We start from the raw sequence: 17,622 nt of genomic DNA, 5'->3' as shown, positions 1-17,622 counted from the left end.
CTATCCCTTCAACCGAATGCTTGTCATGGATCTCATCCTTCAACTCCTGTTCACGGGCATCGGCATCGGCGCGGTCTACGCGCTGGTGGCGCTCGGCTTCGTGCTGATCTTCCGCGCCACCAACGTGGTGAATTTCGCGCAGGGCGAATTCTCGATGGTCGCGGCCTATCTGATGGTCTATTTCGCCGTCGATCTCGGCTGGCCCTATTGGCTGTCGTTCCTGCTCGCGCTGGCCGGCATGGCGCTGCTCGGTGTCATCTTCAATCTCGGCGTCTATTATCCGCTGCGCCATCGCTCCTATCTGCCTGTCATCATCGCCACGATCGGCGCCTCGATCCTGCTCGCCAACTCCGTGCTCGCGATCTACGGCCCGCAGCCGCAGGTGCTGCCGGGCTGGTTCGAGACACCAGGCATCCAGCTCGGCCCGGTCTATCTCGACAGCCAGTATCTCCTGATCATCGGCGTCACGATCCTGCTGGTGATCTTCAACTTCTGGTTCTTCGAGAAGACGCTGCTCGGCAAGAAGCTGCAGGCGACCTCGCAGGACAAGGAAATGGCCTCGCTGCTCGGCATTTCCGTCTCCACCATGATCATGATCACCTTCATCTACTCAGCCGTGCTCGGCGGTCTCGCCGGCCTCCTGGTCGCCCCGGTGCTGTTCGTCTCGATCCAGATGGGCTCGACGATCGCGCTGAAGGCGTTTGCCGCCACCATCATCGGCGGCTTCGGCGATGTCACCGGCGCCATCATCGGCGGGCTCGCGCTCGGCGTGATCGAGACCTTCGGCGCCGCCTATATCTCGGTGCCCTACAAGGACGGCTTTGCCTTCCTGGTGCTGATCGCCTTCCTTATCTTCCGGCCGCAGGGCATCTTCGGCGAACGTGTCGCGGAGAAAGCATGAGCGCCAGCGACAACATTCGGGTCCCGGCGCCTGCGATCCGCTCGAAGCCGCTGCTGCTTCGGCATCTGCCGTATTTCATCGGCGTTGCCATCGTGGTGGCGCTGGCCGCCAGGATGCAGTTCGACGGCTACGTCCACAACATCCTGATGCAGGCGACGACGTTCTCGATCGCGGTGTTCGGGCTTTCGGTCGTGCTCGGCCTGTGCGGCCAGATCAATCTGGCGCAGGCCGCGTTCTTCGGCTTCGGCGCCTACGCGGTTGGCATCGGAACCACGGATTGGCACCTGAGCTTCTGGCTCTGTCTCGTTGCGGGCTGTGTGATTGCCCTGCTGGCGGGCGCATTCCTCGGCGCCTCGACTTTGCGGCTCGGTGGCCACTACCTTGCGATGGTCACGATCTCGTTCCAGCAGATCGTGACGCTGGTGATGATCAACGCGATCTGGCTGACGCATGGGCCGGACGGCGTCTCGAACATCGGACGTCCCGCTCTGTTCCAGAGCTCGCAGAACTATCTCGCCTTCTGCGTCGCAGCACTCGGCATCGTCGGTTATGTGGTCTGGCATCTGCCGGATACCAGGCTCGGCCGCGCCATGCGGGCGGTACGCGACAATGAACTCGCGGCCGGGGTCAACGGCATCGACGTGTTCCGCACCAAGGTCTACGCGTTCGCGGTGTGCGCGGCACTGGGCGGCCTTGCCGGCGGCCTGTTCGCCGGCGGTTTCGCCTATGTCAGCCCGGACCAGTTCTCGTTCGCGGAATCGATCGTGTTCCTGACCATGTCGCTGCTCGGCGGCGTGGCCTCGCCGATCGGATCGGCGATTGGCACGGGATTGCTGATCCTGATCCCGGAATGGCTGCGCTTCCTCAAGAGCGTGCCGGGGCTTTACCTTGCGATCTACGGCCTGTCCGTGATCCTGATCATCCGCTTCATGCCCGACGGCATCTGGGGCTTTGTGTCCAACGCCTTCACGCGCTTGCGGGCGCGCGCCAAGGCGCCGCCGGCTGCGGCCGCGCTGCAGCTGAGACCTGCGACCACCGGCGGCAACATCGTGCTCGAGGTGACCGGGCTGTCGAAGCATTTCGGCGGCCTCAAGGCGGTCGACGGCGTCGACATCGCAGTCAGGCGCGGCGGCGTTCATGCGCTGATCGGGCCCAACGGCTCCGGCAAAACCACGACGCTGAACGTGCTGTCCGGCCTCTACAAGGCCACGTCGGGCAAGATCGTGCTCGACGGCACCGACATCACCCATATGGCGCCGCATCAGCGCACGGCTGCGGGTCTGGGGCGCACCTTCCAGAACATCCGCCTGTTCCGGTCGATGACGGCGCTGGAGAATGTCGAGATCGGCGCCGAGCGGCCCGGCAACACCATGATCGGGAAGGGCGACGACGCGCTGACCGAGCGTGCGATGGAGGCCTTGACCTTCGTCGGCCTCGGCAGCCGCGCCAACGAGTTGATCTCGAGCTTCTCCTACGGCCATCAGCGCCTGATCGAGATCGCGCGGGCGCTGGCGTCTAATCCGACGCTGCTGCTGCTCGATGAACCCGCCGCCGGCCTCAATTCGACCGAAAAGCTCGAGCTGCATGAGCTGTTGAAGCGCATCGCTGCGCAAGGTCTCACCATCCTGATCATTGATCACGACATGACGCTGGTCTCGGAAGCCGCCCAGCATATCACCGTGCTGAACTTCGGGCGCCGGATCGCCGACGGCGAATCCCTGGCAGTGCTGCGTCATCCCGACGTCGTCTCCGCCTATCTCGGGAGCGAATGATGCCGCTGCTCGAAATCCGCAATCTGGTGGTTCGCTACGGCGAGATCGAAGCGCTGCGCGGCGTCACCATCGCCGTGGAGCAGGGGCAGGTGGTCACGCTGCTCGGGGCCAACGGCGCCGGCAAGTCGACCACGCTGCGCGCAATCTCCGGCCTCGCCAAACCTGCTTCCGGCGACATCATCTTCGACGGTCATTCGATCGCGGGCCTCGGGCCGGAAGCGATCGTCCGGCTCGGCATCTCGCATGTGCCGGAGGGCCGCCGCGTGTTCCCGGGTCTCACGGTGAAAGAGAACATCATGTTAGGGGCGTCGAACCGGAAGGTGTCGGCGTCGCAGATCTCGCGCGAGGCGGATGCGATGTTCGACCTGTTTCCGGACATCCGCGCCTTCTCCGGCGCGCTCGGCTGGACGCTGTCCGGCGGGCAGCTGCAGATGGTCGCGGTCGCCCGAGGGCTGATGGCCAAGCCGCGGCTGCTGCTGCTGGACGAGCCGTCGCTCGGTCTCGCGCCCGTCATCGTGCAGGCGGTGTTCCGCATTATTTCGCAGATCAGGAAGGACACCACGGTCTTGCTCGTCGAGCAAAATGCGCGCATGGGACTTTCAGTCGCCGATCATGGCTTCGTCCTGGAAACCGGGCGGATCGTGCTGGGCGGCAGACCGGACGAATTGTGGGCCAACGAAGCCATCGCCGCGGCCTATCTTGGCGGTCACGCCAAATCCCACGTGTAAAGGCCGCGCCCAATCCAACGAGCTGTTCTTCATGGTCACTATCAAGGTTGAGAACCTCATCAACTTCGTTTCCGAGGTGTTTTCGCAGTCGGAATCCTCAACCGAGGAGGCGCGGCGGATCGCGACTTACCTGACGACCGCGAACCTCACCGGGCACGACAGCCATGGCGTGATCCGGGTGCCCGTTTATGTCAGGTGGAAGAAGATGGGCTCGGTGGTGCCGAACCAGATCCCCGAAGTCGTGGTCGACACGCCGGCGCTCGCGGTGGTCGACGGCAAGTTCGGCTACGGACAAACCGTCACGCCCGTCGCGGTCAGGCTCGGCATCGAGAAGTGCAAAAAGGCGGGCCTCGCAGCGATCGCGCTGCGCAACGCCGGCCATATCGGCCGCGTCGGCGACTGGGCCGAGATGGCGGCCGCCGAAGGCCTGGTCTCGGTGCATTTCGTCAACGCCGCCGGCTCGCTGCTGGTCGCGCCTTACGGCGGCGTCGAGAAGCGGCTGTCGACCGCGCCGTATTGCGTTGGCATTCCGCGCGAGGGACAGGACCCGATCGTGCTCGATTTTGCGACCTCCGTGGTTGCCGAGGGCAAGGTGCTGGTCGCAAGCCGCGGCGGCAAGAACCTGCCGAAGGCCGCGCTGGTCGATGCCGACGGCACCTTGAGCGAAGATCCGCATGTGCTCTATGGGCCGTTCACGCCGGATGGACCGCGCGACCACACCAAGGGCACTGGCGCGATCCGCGCTTTCGGCGACCACAAGGGCTCGGGCCTCGCGTTCATCTGCGAACTGCTCGGCGGCGCCCTGACCGGCACTGGCGCGACCGCTCCGGACCGCCGTTTCGCCAACGGCATGCTGGCCATCTACATCGATCCGAAGGTGGTGGACCCTGCAAATTTCTTCGACGGCGAGATCGCGCGCTATGTCGATTTCATCAGGGAAACAAAGCCGATCGCGGGTGTCGAATCCGTGCTGATTCCGGGCGATGCCGAGCGCAGAACCCGCGCCGAGCGCACCAAAAACGGCATCCCCTTGCCTGACGACACCTGGGCGGCGATAGTGAACACCGCGCGCGAAGTCGGCGTCAGCGAAGTCTTAATCCAGCGGGCGACGAGCTAAGGCTGGTCCCCCAAGAAACCGCGAAGGGAAACGCGATCAATGGCAAACAAGGTCAAGCAAGTCTGGGCGTCGGGCAAGGCTGTCGTCAACGGCTGGCTCGCGATCCCTTCCGGGTTTTCGGCCGAAGTGATCGCGCAATGCGGCTTCGACAGCGTCACCGTCGACATGCAGCACGGCGTGCAGGACTATCTCTCGATGGTGCAGTGCTTCCAGTCGATGCATGGCCATCCGGTGACTCCGATGGTCCGCGTACCCTGGAATGAGCCCGGCATCGTCGGCAAGGTGCTCGACGGCGGCGCCTATGGCGTGATCTGTCCGATGGTCAACACCCCGGAGGAAGCCAAGAACCTGGTCTCCTACGCGAAGTATCCGCCGAAGGGTGTGCGCTCCAACGGTCCGATCCGCGCCGGCATGTACGGCTCGGCCGGCACCTACCAGCAGACCGCGAACGACGAGATCGTGCTGCTGCCGATGATGGAGACCAGGACCGCGGTCGAGAACATGGAAGCGATCCTCGATGTCGAGGGCATCGACGGCGTCTATGTCGGCCCGTCCGATCTCGGCTTCTCCTACGGCCTGGTGCCGAAGCTCGATCGCGACGAGCCGGAGATCCTCAAGATCTACGAGAAGATCATCAAGGAATGCGGCAAGCGTGGCCTCAACCCGGGCATTCACTGCTCCGGCGCCGAAGGCGCAGCGCGCGCCATCAACATGGGCTTCAAGCTCGTGACGCTGTCGAACGAGGTCGGCCTGATGCAGACCTACGCAAAGATGCAGGTCAACCAGACCCGCGAGAAGTCCGGCGGGAAGGCGTAAGCTTTTCCCGCAAGCGCACGCTGTTCTCCCTCGCCCCGCTCTTCGCGGGGAGAGGGTTGGGGTGAGGGGCCTCCATCCGGCGAGCACATTGTTCGTGATTGCGCACGTGCCTTGCCCCTCACCCGAATTCTCGCTGCGCGAGAATTCGACCTCTCCCCACAAAGAGCGGGGAGAGGTGAAAGAAAGTACGAAGGAGAATCCCCATGGCCCCGACCCACGTCATCCGCCTGCATCCTGACGACAGCGTCCTGATCGCGCGCGCGAGCCTGCCGCCGGGGCTGGTGGTGGAGGGTGTCACCACGGTCGAGCGCATTCCTGCCGGCCACAAGGTCGCGATCAAGCCGATCGCGGTCGGCGAGCCGATCAAGCGTTACGGCCAGATCATCGGCTTCGCGACTGCGCCGATCGCGCCGGGCCAGCACGTGCATACCCAGAATTGCGGCATGGGCGATTTCGCCAAGGACTATGCCTATGGCGTCGACGTCAAGCCGGTGCCGAATTTCGATCTACCCGCGACCTTCGAGGGCATCCGCCGCGCCGACGGCCGCGTTGCAACCCGCAACTATATCGGCATCCTCACCTCGGTGAATTGCAGCGCCCATGTCGCCGGCATCGTCGCCGATATGTTCAAGAAGAACCCGTTCACCGGCGACAATCCGCTGGCCGATTATCCGAACGTCGACGGCGTCGTCGCGCTGACCCACAAGACCGGCTGTGGCATGACCCAGGACGAGCCGCTGGCGCTGCTTCGCCGCACGCTCGGCGGCTACGCGCGGCATGTGAATTTCTCCAACGTGATCGTGCTCGGCCTCGGCTGCGAGGTGAACCAGATCGGCGGCCTGATGCAGGAGCAGAAGCTTGCCGGGCGCCTGCGCGCGATGGACATCCAGGAGGTCGGCGGCACCCGCAAGACGGTGGAAGCCGGCGTTGCCTTCGTGAGGGAAGCGCTGACCGACGCCAACAAGGTCAAGCGCGAGCCGGTGCCGGCGAGCGAACTCACGGTCGCGCTACAATGCGGCGGCTCCGACGGCTATTCCGGTGTGTCGGCCAATCCGGCGCTGGGCGCGGCGAGCGACCTTCTGGTCCGCCACGGCGGCACCGTGATCCTGTCGGAGACCCCGGAGACCTATGGTGCCGAGCATCTCTTGACACGCCGCGCCGTTAGCCGCGAGGTCGGCGAGAAGCTGGTCGGCCTGATGCGCTGGTGGGAGGAATACACCCAGCGTGAGGGCGCCGAGATGAATGCCAATCCAAGCCCCGGCAACAAGGCCGGTGGCCTCACCACCATTCTGGAAAAATCGCTCGGTGCGATGGCGAAAGCCGGCAGCACCAACCTCGTCGACGTCCTGCACTACGCCGAGACGGTGACTAAGAAGGGCTTCGTGTTCATGGACACGCCCGGCTACGACCCGGTCGCGGCGACCGGGCAGGTGGCCGGCGGCGCCAACCTCGTCTGCTTCACCACCGGCCGCGGCAGCGTGTTCGGCTGCAAGCCCGCGCCCTCGATCAAGCTCGCCACCAACACGCCGATGTACACGCGGATGGTCGACGACATGGACGTCAATTGCGGCACCATCCTCGACGGCGAGGAGAGCGTGCAGGATTGCGGCCAGCGCATCTTCGACCTGATCCTCAAGACCGCCTCGGGCCAGCCGACTAAGAGCGAGAGCTTTGATTTCGGCGGCGCCGAGTTCGCACCCTGGGTGCTAGGGGCGACGATGTAGCTGAAAGCGTAGCCCGGATGGAGCGCAGCGAAATCCGGGACTCTCGTACGCGCACGGACCCCGGATTGCGCTGCGCTCCATCCGGGCTACGCAGCGGCATGCAGACACGCGTTCATCGCAACGCTATCCCCAGCGCGCTGAAATAGCTTGCGGGCACGTGATCCCGCACGATTCGTGGCAGGACGCTGGCAAACATGTCGAGCGGCCGCGGGCCGATCTTGCGGATGAACCGGAACGCCGCGAGTGCGCGAAAATCGTCGAGGCCGGCCTGCACGAGCCCGTTCACAAAATCCGGTTCGTTGCTGTCGTCCAAGGACATCGTCGGCGGGTCCGCAAAGCTGCCATCGGTCGGACACTGAATCAGGCGCCCGACATGGAGGAACGTATTGCCCAGCCCGGGCGGCACCGTCGGCACGACATCGTCGCCATGCACCAGGCGGATGGTGCAGTTGCCGAGCCCCGTCGTGTAGCCGTTGAAGAAATCCAGTCCTCCGACCCTCGGGCCGCCAAACGTGGTGACCGCAGTCGCCGTTGCGCTGAGTTCGCGCATCGCGCGTTCGGCCGCGACGATCGCGAGCGCACCGCCGAGGCTGTGGCCGGTGAAGAACAGCTTTTGGGCGGCAGCGGGACGCTGCTGGATGATGGGCACGATCTGCGGCCAGATCGAATCGACCGCGGCCTTGAATCCGCTGTGCAGGCCGTCGGGAGAAGGGGCCGCGGTGAAGTCGGTGATCCAGTCCTCGATCTTGAGCGGGTCGGTGCCGGAGAACGCGATGATCGTCGCGTTGCGTCCCGCCGCGGCCACGAAGCAGGCGCTGTGCGGCGGCAGGCCGCTGACGGGATCGTTGCTCGCCAGGTCCTTCAGCACCAGCTGCCATGCCTTCAGGATGTCAGCGACTTTGTCCGGGTCGTTGGTCTCGTAAGCCAGTTGCGACATCCACATCATCGCCCGGGCGTCGCCCATGGCAAACGACGGGTTTGCCGCAAAAGCGTCGAGTGCGTTGTCCGGATAGGCACTTCGGCTGATCGCAACCAGAAAGCTCATCGCGGCATGCTCCTGCGCCAGGGCGGGACCAGTGACGCTAAATCAACCACGGGTAGATAGTGCCCGCAAGCGCTACGCCATCATTCGCTCGCTCCGTGGGCACGCCATGCCCGTTGTTAGTGCTTGATGTCGGAGGACACCAGTGTTCTGCTCAAAAAAGCTGCTGGAGTCCCCCCGTCCGTGTCGATCTTCGTCGCACTGCACCACGTCACGCACTACAAATACGACCGGCCGATCGATCTCGGGCCCCAGACCATCCGGCTCCGTCCCGCGCCGCATACCCGCACGCCGATCCTGAGCTATTCGCTCAAGGTGACGCCGGCGAACCATTTCGTGAACTGGCTGCAGGATCCGCAGGGCAATTGGCTGGCGCGCTACGTCTTTCCGGAAAAGGCGACCGAGCTCAAGATCGAGGTCGACTTCACCGCGCAGATGACCGTGGTCAATCCGTTCGACTTCTTCGTCGAACCCTCCGCCTTCAGCTTTCCGTTCGAATACAGTAGCGATCTCAAGGCCGAGCTTGCGCCCTATCTGGAGACGAGCGAGCCCGGTCCGCTGCTTTCAACGTACCTCAAGGACATCCCGCGCACAGCCGACAGCACGGTCAATTTCCTGGTCGAGCTGAACGCGCAGCTGCAGAAGAGAATCCGCTACATCGTCCGCATGGAGCCCGGCATCCAGACGCCGGAGGAGACGCTCGCGGCCGGCTCCGGCTCCTGCCGCGACTCGGCATGGCTGTTGATCCAGGCGTTGCGCCATCTCGGGCTCGCCACGCGCTTCGTCTCCGGCTACCTGATCCAGCTGCGGCCCGACATCGATCCGCTCGAAGGGCCGCGCGAGGTTGAGAGCGATTTCACCGATCTGCACGCCTGGGCCGAGGTCTATCTGCCTGGCGCGGGCTGGATCGGTTTCGACGTCACCTCGGGCATGCTGACCGGCGAGGGGCACATTCCGGTCTGTGCCACGCCGCATTATCGCTCGGCAGCGCCGGTGACGGGCACCGCGGGCTTCGCCAACACCGATTTCGCCTTCGAGATGACGGTCAAGCGGATCCGCGAGGCGCCGCGGATCACCAGGCCGTTCTCCGACGAATCCTGGGCGCGGCTCGACAAACTTGGCGAGCAGGTCGATGCCGATCTGACCAGGGACGATGTCCGCCTCACCATGGGCGGCGAGCCGACCTTCGTCTCGATCGACGATCTGGAGTCCCCGGAATGGAACGTCGCCGCGGTCGGCCCGACCAAGCGCGTGCTCGCCGACGAGCTGATCCGCAAGCTGCACACGCGCTTCGCCCCGGGCGGCCTGCTGCATTACGGCCAGGGCAAATGGTATCCGGGCGAAACCCTGCCGCGCTGGGCCTTCGGGCTGTACTGGCGCAAGGATGGCAAGCCGATCTGGAAGAACGCCGATCTGATCGCTTCGGTCGAAAATCCGCGTAAAGCTGAGGTCGCGGATGCGGAGCGCTTCGCGAGCGGGACCGCCGCGAAGCTCGGCCTGAAGCCGGATTACGTCATGCCCGCCTACGAGGACACTGCGTTCTGGCTGCAGCGCGAGGCGGGTTTGCCGGCCAATGTCAGCCCGGCCAATGCCAAACTGGCCGATGCGGAAGAGCGTGCACGGATCGCGCGGGTGTTCGACGAGGGACTGACGACGCCGAAGGGCTACGTGCTGCCGATCCAGCGCTGGTCGCCGCTTGCGGATCGCATTCCGGCGCGCTGGCGCAGCGAGCGCTGGAAGATCAGGCGCAGTCATCTGTTTTTGTTTCCCGGCGATTCCCCACTCGGCCTTCGGCTTCCGATTGGCTCGCTCGAACACGTCGCTGCCGAAGATTTTCCCTACATCATCGAGCAGGATCCGATGGCGCCGCGCGACGCGCTGGGCGAGATCGATCCGGAGCTGAAGCAGGCGCTCAAGGATAGTCCCGAGCCGGCCCCGGTGCGCACCGCGATGTCGATCGAGGTCCGCGACGGCGTGCTCTGTGCCTTCATGCCGCCGGTCGAGAAGGTCGACGATTATCTCGAGCTGATCGCGGCGCTCGAGGCGACTGCTGAAGAGCTTAAGCTGCAGGTTAATGTCGAGGGTTACGGGCCGCCTTACGATCCGCGCATCGAGGTCATCAAGGTGACGCCCGATCCCGGCGTGATCGAGATCAACGTCCAGCCGGCGCAAGACTGGCGCACGGCGGTCGACATCACGCTCGGGCTCTATGAAGACGCCGCGAAGACGCGGCTTGGGGCCAACCGCTTCCTGATCGACGGCCGCCACACCGGTACCGGCGGCGGCAACCACATCGTGGTCGGCGGCAGCAAGCCGGAGGATTCGCCGTTCCTGCGCCGGCCCGATCTCTTGAAGAGCCTCGTGCTGTACTGGCAGCGGCATCCGTCGCTGTCCTATCTGTTCTCCGGCATGTTCATCGGTCCGACCAGCCAGGCGCCGCGCATCGACGAGGCCCGGCACGATGGGCTCTATGAACTGGAGATTGCGCTCGCGCATGTGCCGCCGTCGGGCATGGACGCGCCGCTGTGGCTGGTCGACCGGCTGTTCCGGCACATCCTGGTCGACATCACCGGCAATACCCACCGCGCCGAGATCTGCATCGACAAGCTCTATTCGCCCGACAGCCCGACCGGCCGGCTCGGCCTGGTCGAATTCCGCGCGCTCGAAATGCCGCCCGATCCGCGGATGTCGCTGGCGCAGCAGCTGTTGATCCGCGCGCTGATCGCCAAACTGTGGCGCGACCCGCAGCACGGCAAATTCGTGCGCTGGGGCACCGCGCTGCATGACCGCTTCATGCTGCCGCATTTCCTCTGGGAGGATTTTCTCGGCGTGCTCGCCGAGCTCAAGCACTCCGGCTACGATGTCGAGCCGGAATGGTACCAGGCGCAGCTCGAATTTCGCTTCCCCGCCTTCGGCCGCATCCATCACGGCGGCGTCAGCCTCGAACTGCGCCAGGCGCTGGAGCCTTGGCATGTGCTCGGTGAGGAGGGCACCGCTGGTGGCACCGTGCGCTATGTCGACTCTTCGGTCGAGCGGCTGCAGGTCAAGGCGACCGGCTTCGTCGAGGGCCGTCACGTCATCACCTGCAACGGCCGGCGGATGCCGATGACCGAGACAGGTCGTGCCGGCGAGGCGGTGGCCGGCGTTCGCTTCAAGGCCTGGCAACCGGCCTCGGGCCTGCACCCGACCGTTCCGGTGCACGCGCCGCTGACGTTTGATCTGATTGATACCTGGAACGGCCGCTCGCTCGGCGGCTGCGTCTATCACGTCGCCCATCCCGGCGGCCGCAACTACGAGACCAAACCGGTCAATTCCTACGAGGCGGAGGCGCGGCGGCTGGCGCGATTCCAGGATCACGGCCATACCCCAGGCCCGATCGAGCCGCCGCCAGAGGAACGCACAGTTGAGTTTCCGTTGACCCTCGACTTGCGGACGCCGCTCCTGCACTAATCGTAGTCAGGGGAAGTGCAATGACCGGTTCGGGTGGCCAAGGTAGCAGTCAGGAGAGCAGGGCCCGTCCCGGTCAGCGCCGGACGGCGCAATGGACCCGCGATTACGCCCGGCTTCCCGGCATTCCCGACGAATATATCGCGCAGGACGGTGCGCCGCGTCCGGTCTGGACCCGTTTCTTCGATGCCTTTGCCGCGCTGTCGCCGGCCGATATCGAGCGGCGATTCGCCGCCGCCGACCGGCATCTGCGCGAGGCCGGCGTCACCTATCGCGCGCCCGGCGATACCGCCGACCGGATCTGGCCGCTCAGCCATTTGCCGCTGCTGATTGACGCCGCCGACTGGCGCCAACTGGCCGCCGCGGTCGCGCAACGCGCGCAGCTGATGGAAATGGTGCTCGGCGATCTCTACGGCGAGGGCCGTCTGGTCGCTGATGGCGCTGTTCCCGCCGCGGCGATTGCCGGCAGCGGCGAATATCTGCGCGCGGTCAGCGGTATCAAGCCGGCGGGCGGCCGCTATCTGCATCTCTACGCCGCCGATGTCGGCCGCGGGCCGGATGGCCGCTGGTGGGTGCTTGGCGACCGCACGCAGGCGCCGTCCGGCGCGGGCTATGCGCTGGAAAATCGGCTGGTGCTGTCGCGCGCCTTCTCCAATCTCTACAAGTCGATGAATGTCGAGCGCGTGGCGCCGTTCTTCGAACAGTTCCGCGATTCCTTGCGCGCCAGCGCCGATCGCGACGAGCCGCGGATCGGCCTGCTTACGCCCGGCGCGTTCAGCGAGACCTATTTCGAGCACGCCACGCTGGCGCGCTATCTGGGTTTCCTACTGGTCGAGGGTGACGATCTCGCCGTCTCCGGCGACCGCATCCACATCCGCACCGTGGCCGGGCTGAAGCGGCTCGACGTGCTGCTGCGCCGGGTCGATTCCAACATGCTCGATCCGCTTGAGCTCGATTCATCCTCCTATCTCGGCGTGCCCGGCCTCGTCGAGGTGCTGCGCAAGCAGGGCGTCGTGGTCGCCAACATGCCGGGCTCGGGGGTGCTGGAGGCACGCGCGCTGCTCGGCTTCCTGCCCAATCTCTGCCGGCGGCTGCTCGGCGAAGATCTGGCGATGCCGCACATCGCGACCTGGTGGTGCGGCCAGAAAGCGGCCCGCGAGGAGGTGCTGTCGCGGCTCGACGAGTTCGCGATCGAGGGCGCCTATGGTCGCGGCGTTCCGGGCTTCCCCGGCAATGGCCCGGTGCTTCCTGGCCAATTGCCGGCAAGCGAGCGCGACCGGCTCGAGGATGCGATCGCCAATCGCGGCATCGATTATGTCGGGCAGGAGCTGGTGCGCCTGTCCACGACGCCGGTTTGGGAGAACGGCCGCATCGCACCGCGCCCCTTCGCGCTGCGGGTGTTCGCAGCCGCGACGCCGAACGGCTGGACTGTATTGCCCGGCGGGTTCTGCCGGATCGCCGAACGGGCGGATGCACGCGCGGTGTCGATGGGCGATGGCGCTGTTTCGGCCGACGTCTGGATCGTCTCCGACAAGGCGGTTGCAACCTCGACGCTGTTGCCTGCGGTCGACACCGTGCGCATCCGCCGCATCGCCGGCGTGCTGCCGAGCCGCGCCGCCGACAATCTGTTCTGGCTCGGCCGCTATCTCGAGCGCGCCGAAGCGACCATGCGGCTGATCCGCGCGCTGGGCACGCCGTTGCGCGATCCGGCCCGCACGAATGCCACCGGCACCGCGCCGACGCTGCATTCGGCCGAGCGGATCCAGCGCATGCTGGTTGCCTGGGGCGCGTCCTCGCAGACCGCGCGCGCCAATCCCGCCAAGGTCGCCCTCGAAGCGCTGCAGAGCGATGAGAAAGCCGGCTCGGCGCTGTCATTGGTACGATCGGCGCAGCGCACCGCCACGTCGCTGCGCGAGCGGCTGTCGCCGGATGCCTGGCAGGTCATCACCGAAATGGCCGAGCGCCTCGCCATCGAGGTTCATGATGACGACGGCGTCGTTAGCGCCGCCGAGCTCACGCTGCAGGAGTTGGCAAGCTTTGCCGGGCTCGCGCAGGAGAACATGAACCGCGCCGCCGGCTGGCGCTTCCTCGAGATGGGCCGCCGCGCCGAGCGCGCCATCAACACCACGCGCTTCGCCCGCCAGTTTGCTTATGACGATGCCGGCGACGAAGACCTCGACGTCCTGCTGACGCTGGTCGACTGCCAGATCACCTATCGCTCACGCTACCTGGTGCAGCCGCTGCTGGCGCCGGTGCGCGATCTGGCGGTGCTCGATCCCTACAATCCGCGCTCGGTCGTGTTCCAGGTCGCCTGCCTGAACGAGCATGTCGCCGCGCTGCCGAGCCTGAAGGAGCATGGGATGATGGAGCGGCCGCAGCGCCTGGCAGTCGCACTGGAGGCGATGCTGACGACGGCGGAGGCCACCGCGCTCGACGTCAAGGCGCTGTTCGCGCTGGAGCAGGACCTGCTGAGCCTCGCCGATGCGATCGGGCTGCACTACTTCCCGCACGGACCGAACGCCAGCCGGCCGGAGAAGCTCACGGGGCTGGCGTGATCTACGACATCCGTCACGTCACGACCTACAGCTATGAGACCCAGGTCAGCTTCGCGCGCTGCTCGCTGCGGCTGGAGCCACTCAGCGGCGACGGTCAGCAGCTGATCTCCCACAGCGTCGAGATCAGGCCGAAGCCCGCGGAGCGCACGGCGAGGCGGGACTTCTTCGGCACGCTGACCGAGAACGTGCTGATCGAGACCGCCCACCGCAACCTTCGCATCGATTCGCGCTCGCGCGTCTCGGTCGAACGGCAGGCGCCGCCCCGCGATACTGCGAGTCCGTCATGGGAGACCGTGCGTGACGTCGCCTTTGAGGCCGCGAGCCTGGGTGCGGACTCGCCGGTCGGCTATGTCTTCGCCAGCGCGCTGGTGCCGGTGCTGCGGCCGGTGACCGCCTATGCGTCGGCGAGCTTTGCGTCCGGCGGCGGCATCCTGCGAGGCGCCGCCGACCTGATGCGCCGCATCCGCACCGACTTCAAATACGATCCGAAGGCGACCGTGATCTCGACGCCGCTGAAGGAGGTGTTCGAGAAGCGCCACGGCGTCTGCCAGGATTTTGCCCATGTGATGATCGCAGGGCTGCGCGGGCTTGGCCTGCCGGCGGCCTATGTCAGCGGCTATTTGCGCACCATTCCGCCGCCCGGCCAGCCGCGGCTGCAGGGCGCGGACGCGACCCATGCCTGGGTCTCGGTCTGGTGTGGCGCCGAACTCGGCTGGATCGGGTTCGATCCGACCAACGATCTCGTCGTCGCGAGCGACCACATCATCCTTGCCGTCGGGCGCGACTTCTCCGACGTCTCGCCGGTCGACGGCGTCATCGTCGGCGCGCGCAAGCAGAAGCTCAACGTCGCGGTGGACGTGCTGCTGGTGGAGTGAGCGGAAACAGGCGGGCGCACTCGATGGCGCCAGCGCCTCGATCAAGCCACGCGCCGTTTGCCCGATTTGTCCCACCCGATCGGACTGACCACGACGCGGTCCCGGCCTTCACGCTTGGCTTCATAAAGCGCGAGGTCCGCGGCCTTGATCAGATCGCGCGACGTGCGCTCATGGTCGGGAACCAGGCAAGCCAATCCGATGCTGACGGTCGGCAACTCACCCTGGGATGCGCGGGCGGTCGTCAGCCTTGCGCGAATCTGTTCGGCAATTTCCTGCGCGCCCGCTTTGCCGATGCCGGGCAGCAGCACGGAAAACTCCTCGCCGCCATAGCGCGCGCCAAGGTCGGTTACGCGCTTGGTGCTGGTTGCGATGCACCGCCCCACGGTGGCAAGCACCGCGTCGCCGGCCTGATGCCCGTAGGTGTCGTTGAAGATCTTGAAATGATCGACATCGATCATCAGGAGCGAGACCGGTGCCTTGGCGCGCATGCCGCGGCGCCATTCGACGTCGAGGGTATTGTCGAGGCGGCGGCGGTTGGCAAGGCCGGTCAGTGCATCGGTGCTGGCGAGATGCGCCAGCTGGTCTTCAGCCGCCGCCCGCCGTTTGACGGCTGCCACCAGGTAGAACATCAGGACGATCGAGAAGCCGCCGAGTGCGGCCACCACGCCGCCGATCAGCCAAAGCTGTTGCCACCAGTCGGCATAGATACCGTCGAGCGCAAGACCCTGGGCAATGATGAGGGGATGGTGCCCGACCTGCTGAAAAACGTAGAGCCGGCTGACGTGATCGACGACCGATTTCGTGACGTAGGAGCCGGATTGCCGTGCCGGAAACTGCTTGAGGGCTTGGGAGTCCCGGATGCTTTGCCCGATCTTGCTGATGTCGAACGGCGCCCGCATCAGCATCGCGCCGTCGCTGTTGAACAGCGCCATGCTGTCGCCGGGGCCGAAGTTCAGCTTCCGGAACAGATTGTGGAAATAGCTGAGCCGCATGCTGCCGGCGACGACGCCGGCGAACGAGCCGTCGCTGTTGCTGATGCGTCGGCTCAGGCTGATCAGATACTCCCCTTCCGACGTGACCCAGGGCGCACTGATGAACAATCCCGTGGTCGCTTGCGTCTGATGAACCCGGAAGAAATCCTGTTGGGCGAAATTCGTCTGCGGCGGCGTCAGCGTTCTGGAATCCAGCGTGACGTCGCCGGCCGGGTTCAGGACCAGAATTGAACCGAGATCCTTTGCGGTGGCGGCCCGGTCGAACAGCACGACCTGCCGAAGTTCCGGGCTGATGCTGTTGATCTCGGGCAGCTTCACGCCGTCGGCGACAGCCTGCAGCGAGAGATCATAGAGCTCGATGTTACGGTCGATTTCGCTTGCGATGCTGGCGACGAGGTTGGTCGATGCTTCCTTCGCATGTTGGTAGTCCTTCTGCGCCATCTCCCAGATGATGGCCGCGCAGACTGCGCAAAAGCAGAGGATGAGGCCGATGCCGAGTGCGAACAGCCGTTTCGCTGGCATCGCCTTCGGTCGTAGCAAAAGCCCGTGCATCGCGTGCTTCCCCGAGAATTCCCCGCACCCCCGTGCTTCGGCCGTTTTTATGGGGGCATCGGATTGAGAAAGCCGGCGTGAACCGGACGCAATTTATTCGAGCCGGTTAGGGGGTGATTAACCATGGCGCATTCCCCCGGAATGAGGGCCGTGAGCCATGCAAAAACTGCCTGTCGCGCAACTCAGCAAAAACCCGTCAAGCCCTCGCGTGAAAAATATTCCGATTTTCAGAATAGCAACTCAGTGATATAGATATGCCGTCCCACCCGATTGAGGGGCGAGCGCACGTCACGAACGCGCGGTGGGATGCGGTGGACGCCGAATGCGCAACTGACGAGAGCGCGTGAGGCGGACGGCGAAATCGTATGGTCCCGACGCCCCAGTGTCAGGCAAAAGTCCGCAAGGCGCATACGCGTCTCGCGGATGACGGTGACAAATAAGCCCGGTCTTCGCCGGGAGAGCACGTATAAGCCGTAACCCATCGCGCAGGGAAAGCCGGAGTTCCCGGTTACACCTGTGGTCCTACCCCGGTGCTTTCTGTTGCACCGGGCCCATGGGTGCGATCGGCACCCGGCTTTCCCTGCGCCTTCTGCTCAAGAATAGGGCAAACGAAATGCAAAGCTCGGGCGATTCATGTCGCGAGTATGCGAAGCTGCGTCCCCATCCACCGCTGTCATCGCCCGGCCTGTGCGCAATTGCGCACATGGACCGGGCGACCCAGTACGCTGCGGCCCACCGGCTTAATCACAACCGCCTCTAGAATACTGGATCGCCCGGACAAGCCCTACGATATACACACATCTCCAGACGCGCCCTTGCGGAGCGTCCCATTCTCTGAATCGATGATGGCCCCGCAACATTCGGGGAACAGGCATGGAAGGCGGTTTGGGACGGTTTGGCGACCGGCGCCTGGAAAAAGGGGGGCCGGCTTGCTGGCCCGTTTGGTCAGTGTCGGGCAATCCGGTATTAGTGTGCGTCGCGTGGGAGGCAATCGCGCGGGCGAGATGCGGATTACGCGCTTCTTGCGTACTCCCCGCGTGAGGCCGGAAGAGATGATTGCTACCGCCCGTGCGCGCACCGCGGGGTTGGTTAAGGAGCGTC

Annotated in this window: 11 protein-coding genes; 9 read left to right on the top strand and 2 right to left on the bottom strand. The window is 65.3% G+C overall.

What is annotated here, in order from left to right:
• The first annotated feature begins 25 nt into the window (after positions 1-25).
• The 6 genes from UP10_RS19205 to UP10_RS19180 all read left to right on the top strand — a co-directional run bounded on the left by UP10_RS19205 (position 26) and on the right by UP10_RS19180 (position 7,058).
• Entirely contained in the window at positions 26-901 is an 876-nt protein-coding gene (locus UP10_RS19205; protein ID WP_044588921.1) for a branched-chain amino acid ABC transporter permease, read from the top strand.
• Positions 898-2,673: a branched-chain amino acid ABC transporter ATP-binding protein/permease gene (locus UP10_RS19200; protein ID WP_044588859.1), complete on the top strand. Its 1,776-nt coding sequence runs from the start codon at positions 898-900 to the stop codon at positions 2,671-2,673. Before UP10_RS19205 ends, UP10_RS19200 begins: the two co-directional genes overlap by 4 nt.
• Positions 2,673-3,401, top strand: a complete 729-nt coding sequence (locus tag UP10_RS19195) for an ABC transporter ATP-binding protein (RefSeq protein WP_044588920.1) — start codon at positions 2,673-2,675, stop codon at positions 3,399-3,401. Before UP10_RS19200 ends, UP10_RS19195 begins: the two co-directional genes overlap by 1 nt.
• A 31-nt stretch (positions 3,402-3,432) precedes the next feature.
• Positions 3,433-4,518, top strand: coding sequence for a malate/lactate/ureidoglycolate dehydrogenase (locus UP10_RS19190; protein ID WP_044588858.1), 1,086 nt, complete (start codon positions 3,433-3,435; stop codon positions 4,516-4,518).
• A gap of 39 nt (positions 4,519-4,557) precedes the next feature.
• Complete coding sequence (locus UP10_RS19185) at positions 4,558-5,334, top strand: HpcH/HpaI aldolase family protein (RefSeq protein ID WP_044588857.1); 777 nt, start codon at positions 4,558-4,560, stop codon at positions 5,332-5,334.
• A gap of 203 nt (positions 5,335-5,537) precedes the next feature.
• Positions 5,538-7,058 (top strand): UxaA family hydrolase, encoded by a 1,521-nt coding sequence (locus tag UP10_RS19180; RefSeq protein WP_044537255.1) that lies wholly within the window; start codon positions 5,538-5,540, stop codon positions 7,056-7,058.
• Positions 7,059-7,170: 112 nt separating this feature from the next.
• Here UP10_RS19180 and UP10_RS19175 read toward each other — a convergent pair whose 3' ends face one another.
• Positions 7,171-8,103 carry a lipase family protein gene (locus UP10_RS19175; protein WP_050043743.1) on the bottom strand — a complete coding sequence of 311 codons (933 nt, stop codon included), beginning with the start codon at positions 8,101-8,103 and terminating at the stop codon, positions 7,171-7,173.
• 180 nt (positions 8,104-8,283) lie between these two features.
• Between UP10_RS19175 and UP10_RS19170 the strand changes: the two genes are divergently transcribed.
• Genes UP10_RS19170 through UP10_RS19160 form a run of 3 tightly spaced genes read left to right on the top strand, consistent with a single transcriptional unit; the run spans position 8,284 to position 14,977 of the window.
• Positions 8,284-11,550, top strand: coding sequence for a transglutaminase family protein (locus UP10_RS19170; protein ID WP_044588856.1), 3,267 nt, complete (start codon positions 8,284-8,286; stop codon positions 11,548-11,550).
• Positions 11,551-11,570: 20 nt separating this feature from the next.
• Positions 11,571-14,102 (top strand): circularly permuted type 2 ATP-grasp protein, encoded by a 2,532-nt coding sequence (locus UP10_RS19165; RefSeq protein ID WP_044588855.1) that lies wholly within the window; start codon positions 11,571-11,573, stop codon positions 14,100-14,102.
• Positions 14,099-14,977: a transglutaminase family protein gene (locus UP10_RS19160; protein WP_044588854.1), complete on the top strand. Its 879-nt coding sequence runs from the start codon at positions 14,099-14,101 to the stop codon at positions 14,975-14,977. The genes UP10_RS19165 and UP10_RS19160 overlap by 4 nt, the downstream gene beginning before the upstream one ends.
• A gap of 41 nt (positions 14,978-15,018) precedes the next feature.
• Here the strand turns inward: UP10_RS19160 and UP10_RS19155 are convergent, their stop codons facing one another.
• The gene (locus UP10_RS19155; RefSeq protein WP_050043742.1) at positions 15,019-16,521 is read right to left on the bottom strand and encodes a sensor domain-containing diguanylate cyclase; all 1,503 of its coding nucleotides are present in this window, start codon (positions 16,519-16,521) and stop codon (positions 15,019-15,021) included.
• Positions 16,522-17,622 lie beyond the last annotated feature (1,101 nt).

Source organism: Bradyrhizobium sp. LTSPM299, from assembly GCF_000938235.1.
GTDB lineage: Bacteria > Pseudomonadota > Alphaproteobacteria > Rhizobiales > Xanthobacteraceae > Bradyrhizobium.
Note: the sequence above shows the minus strand (reverse complement) of the source record. Positions and strands in the feature narration are given on the sequence as shown.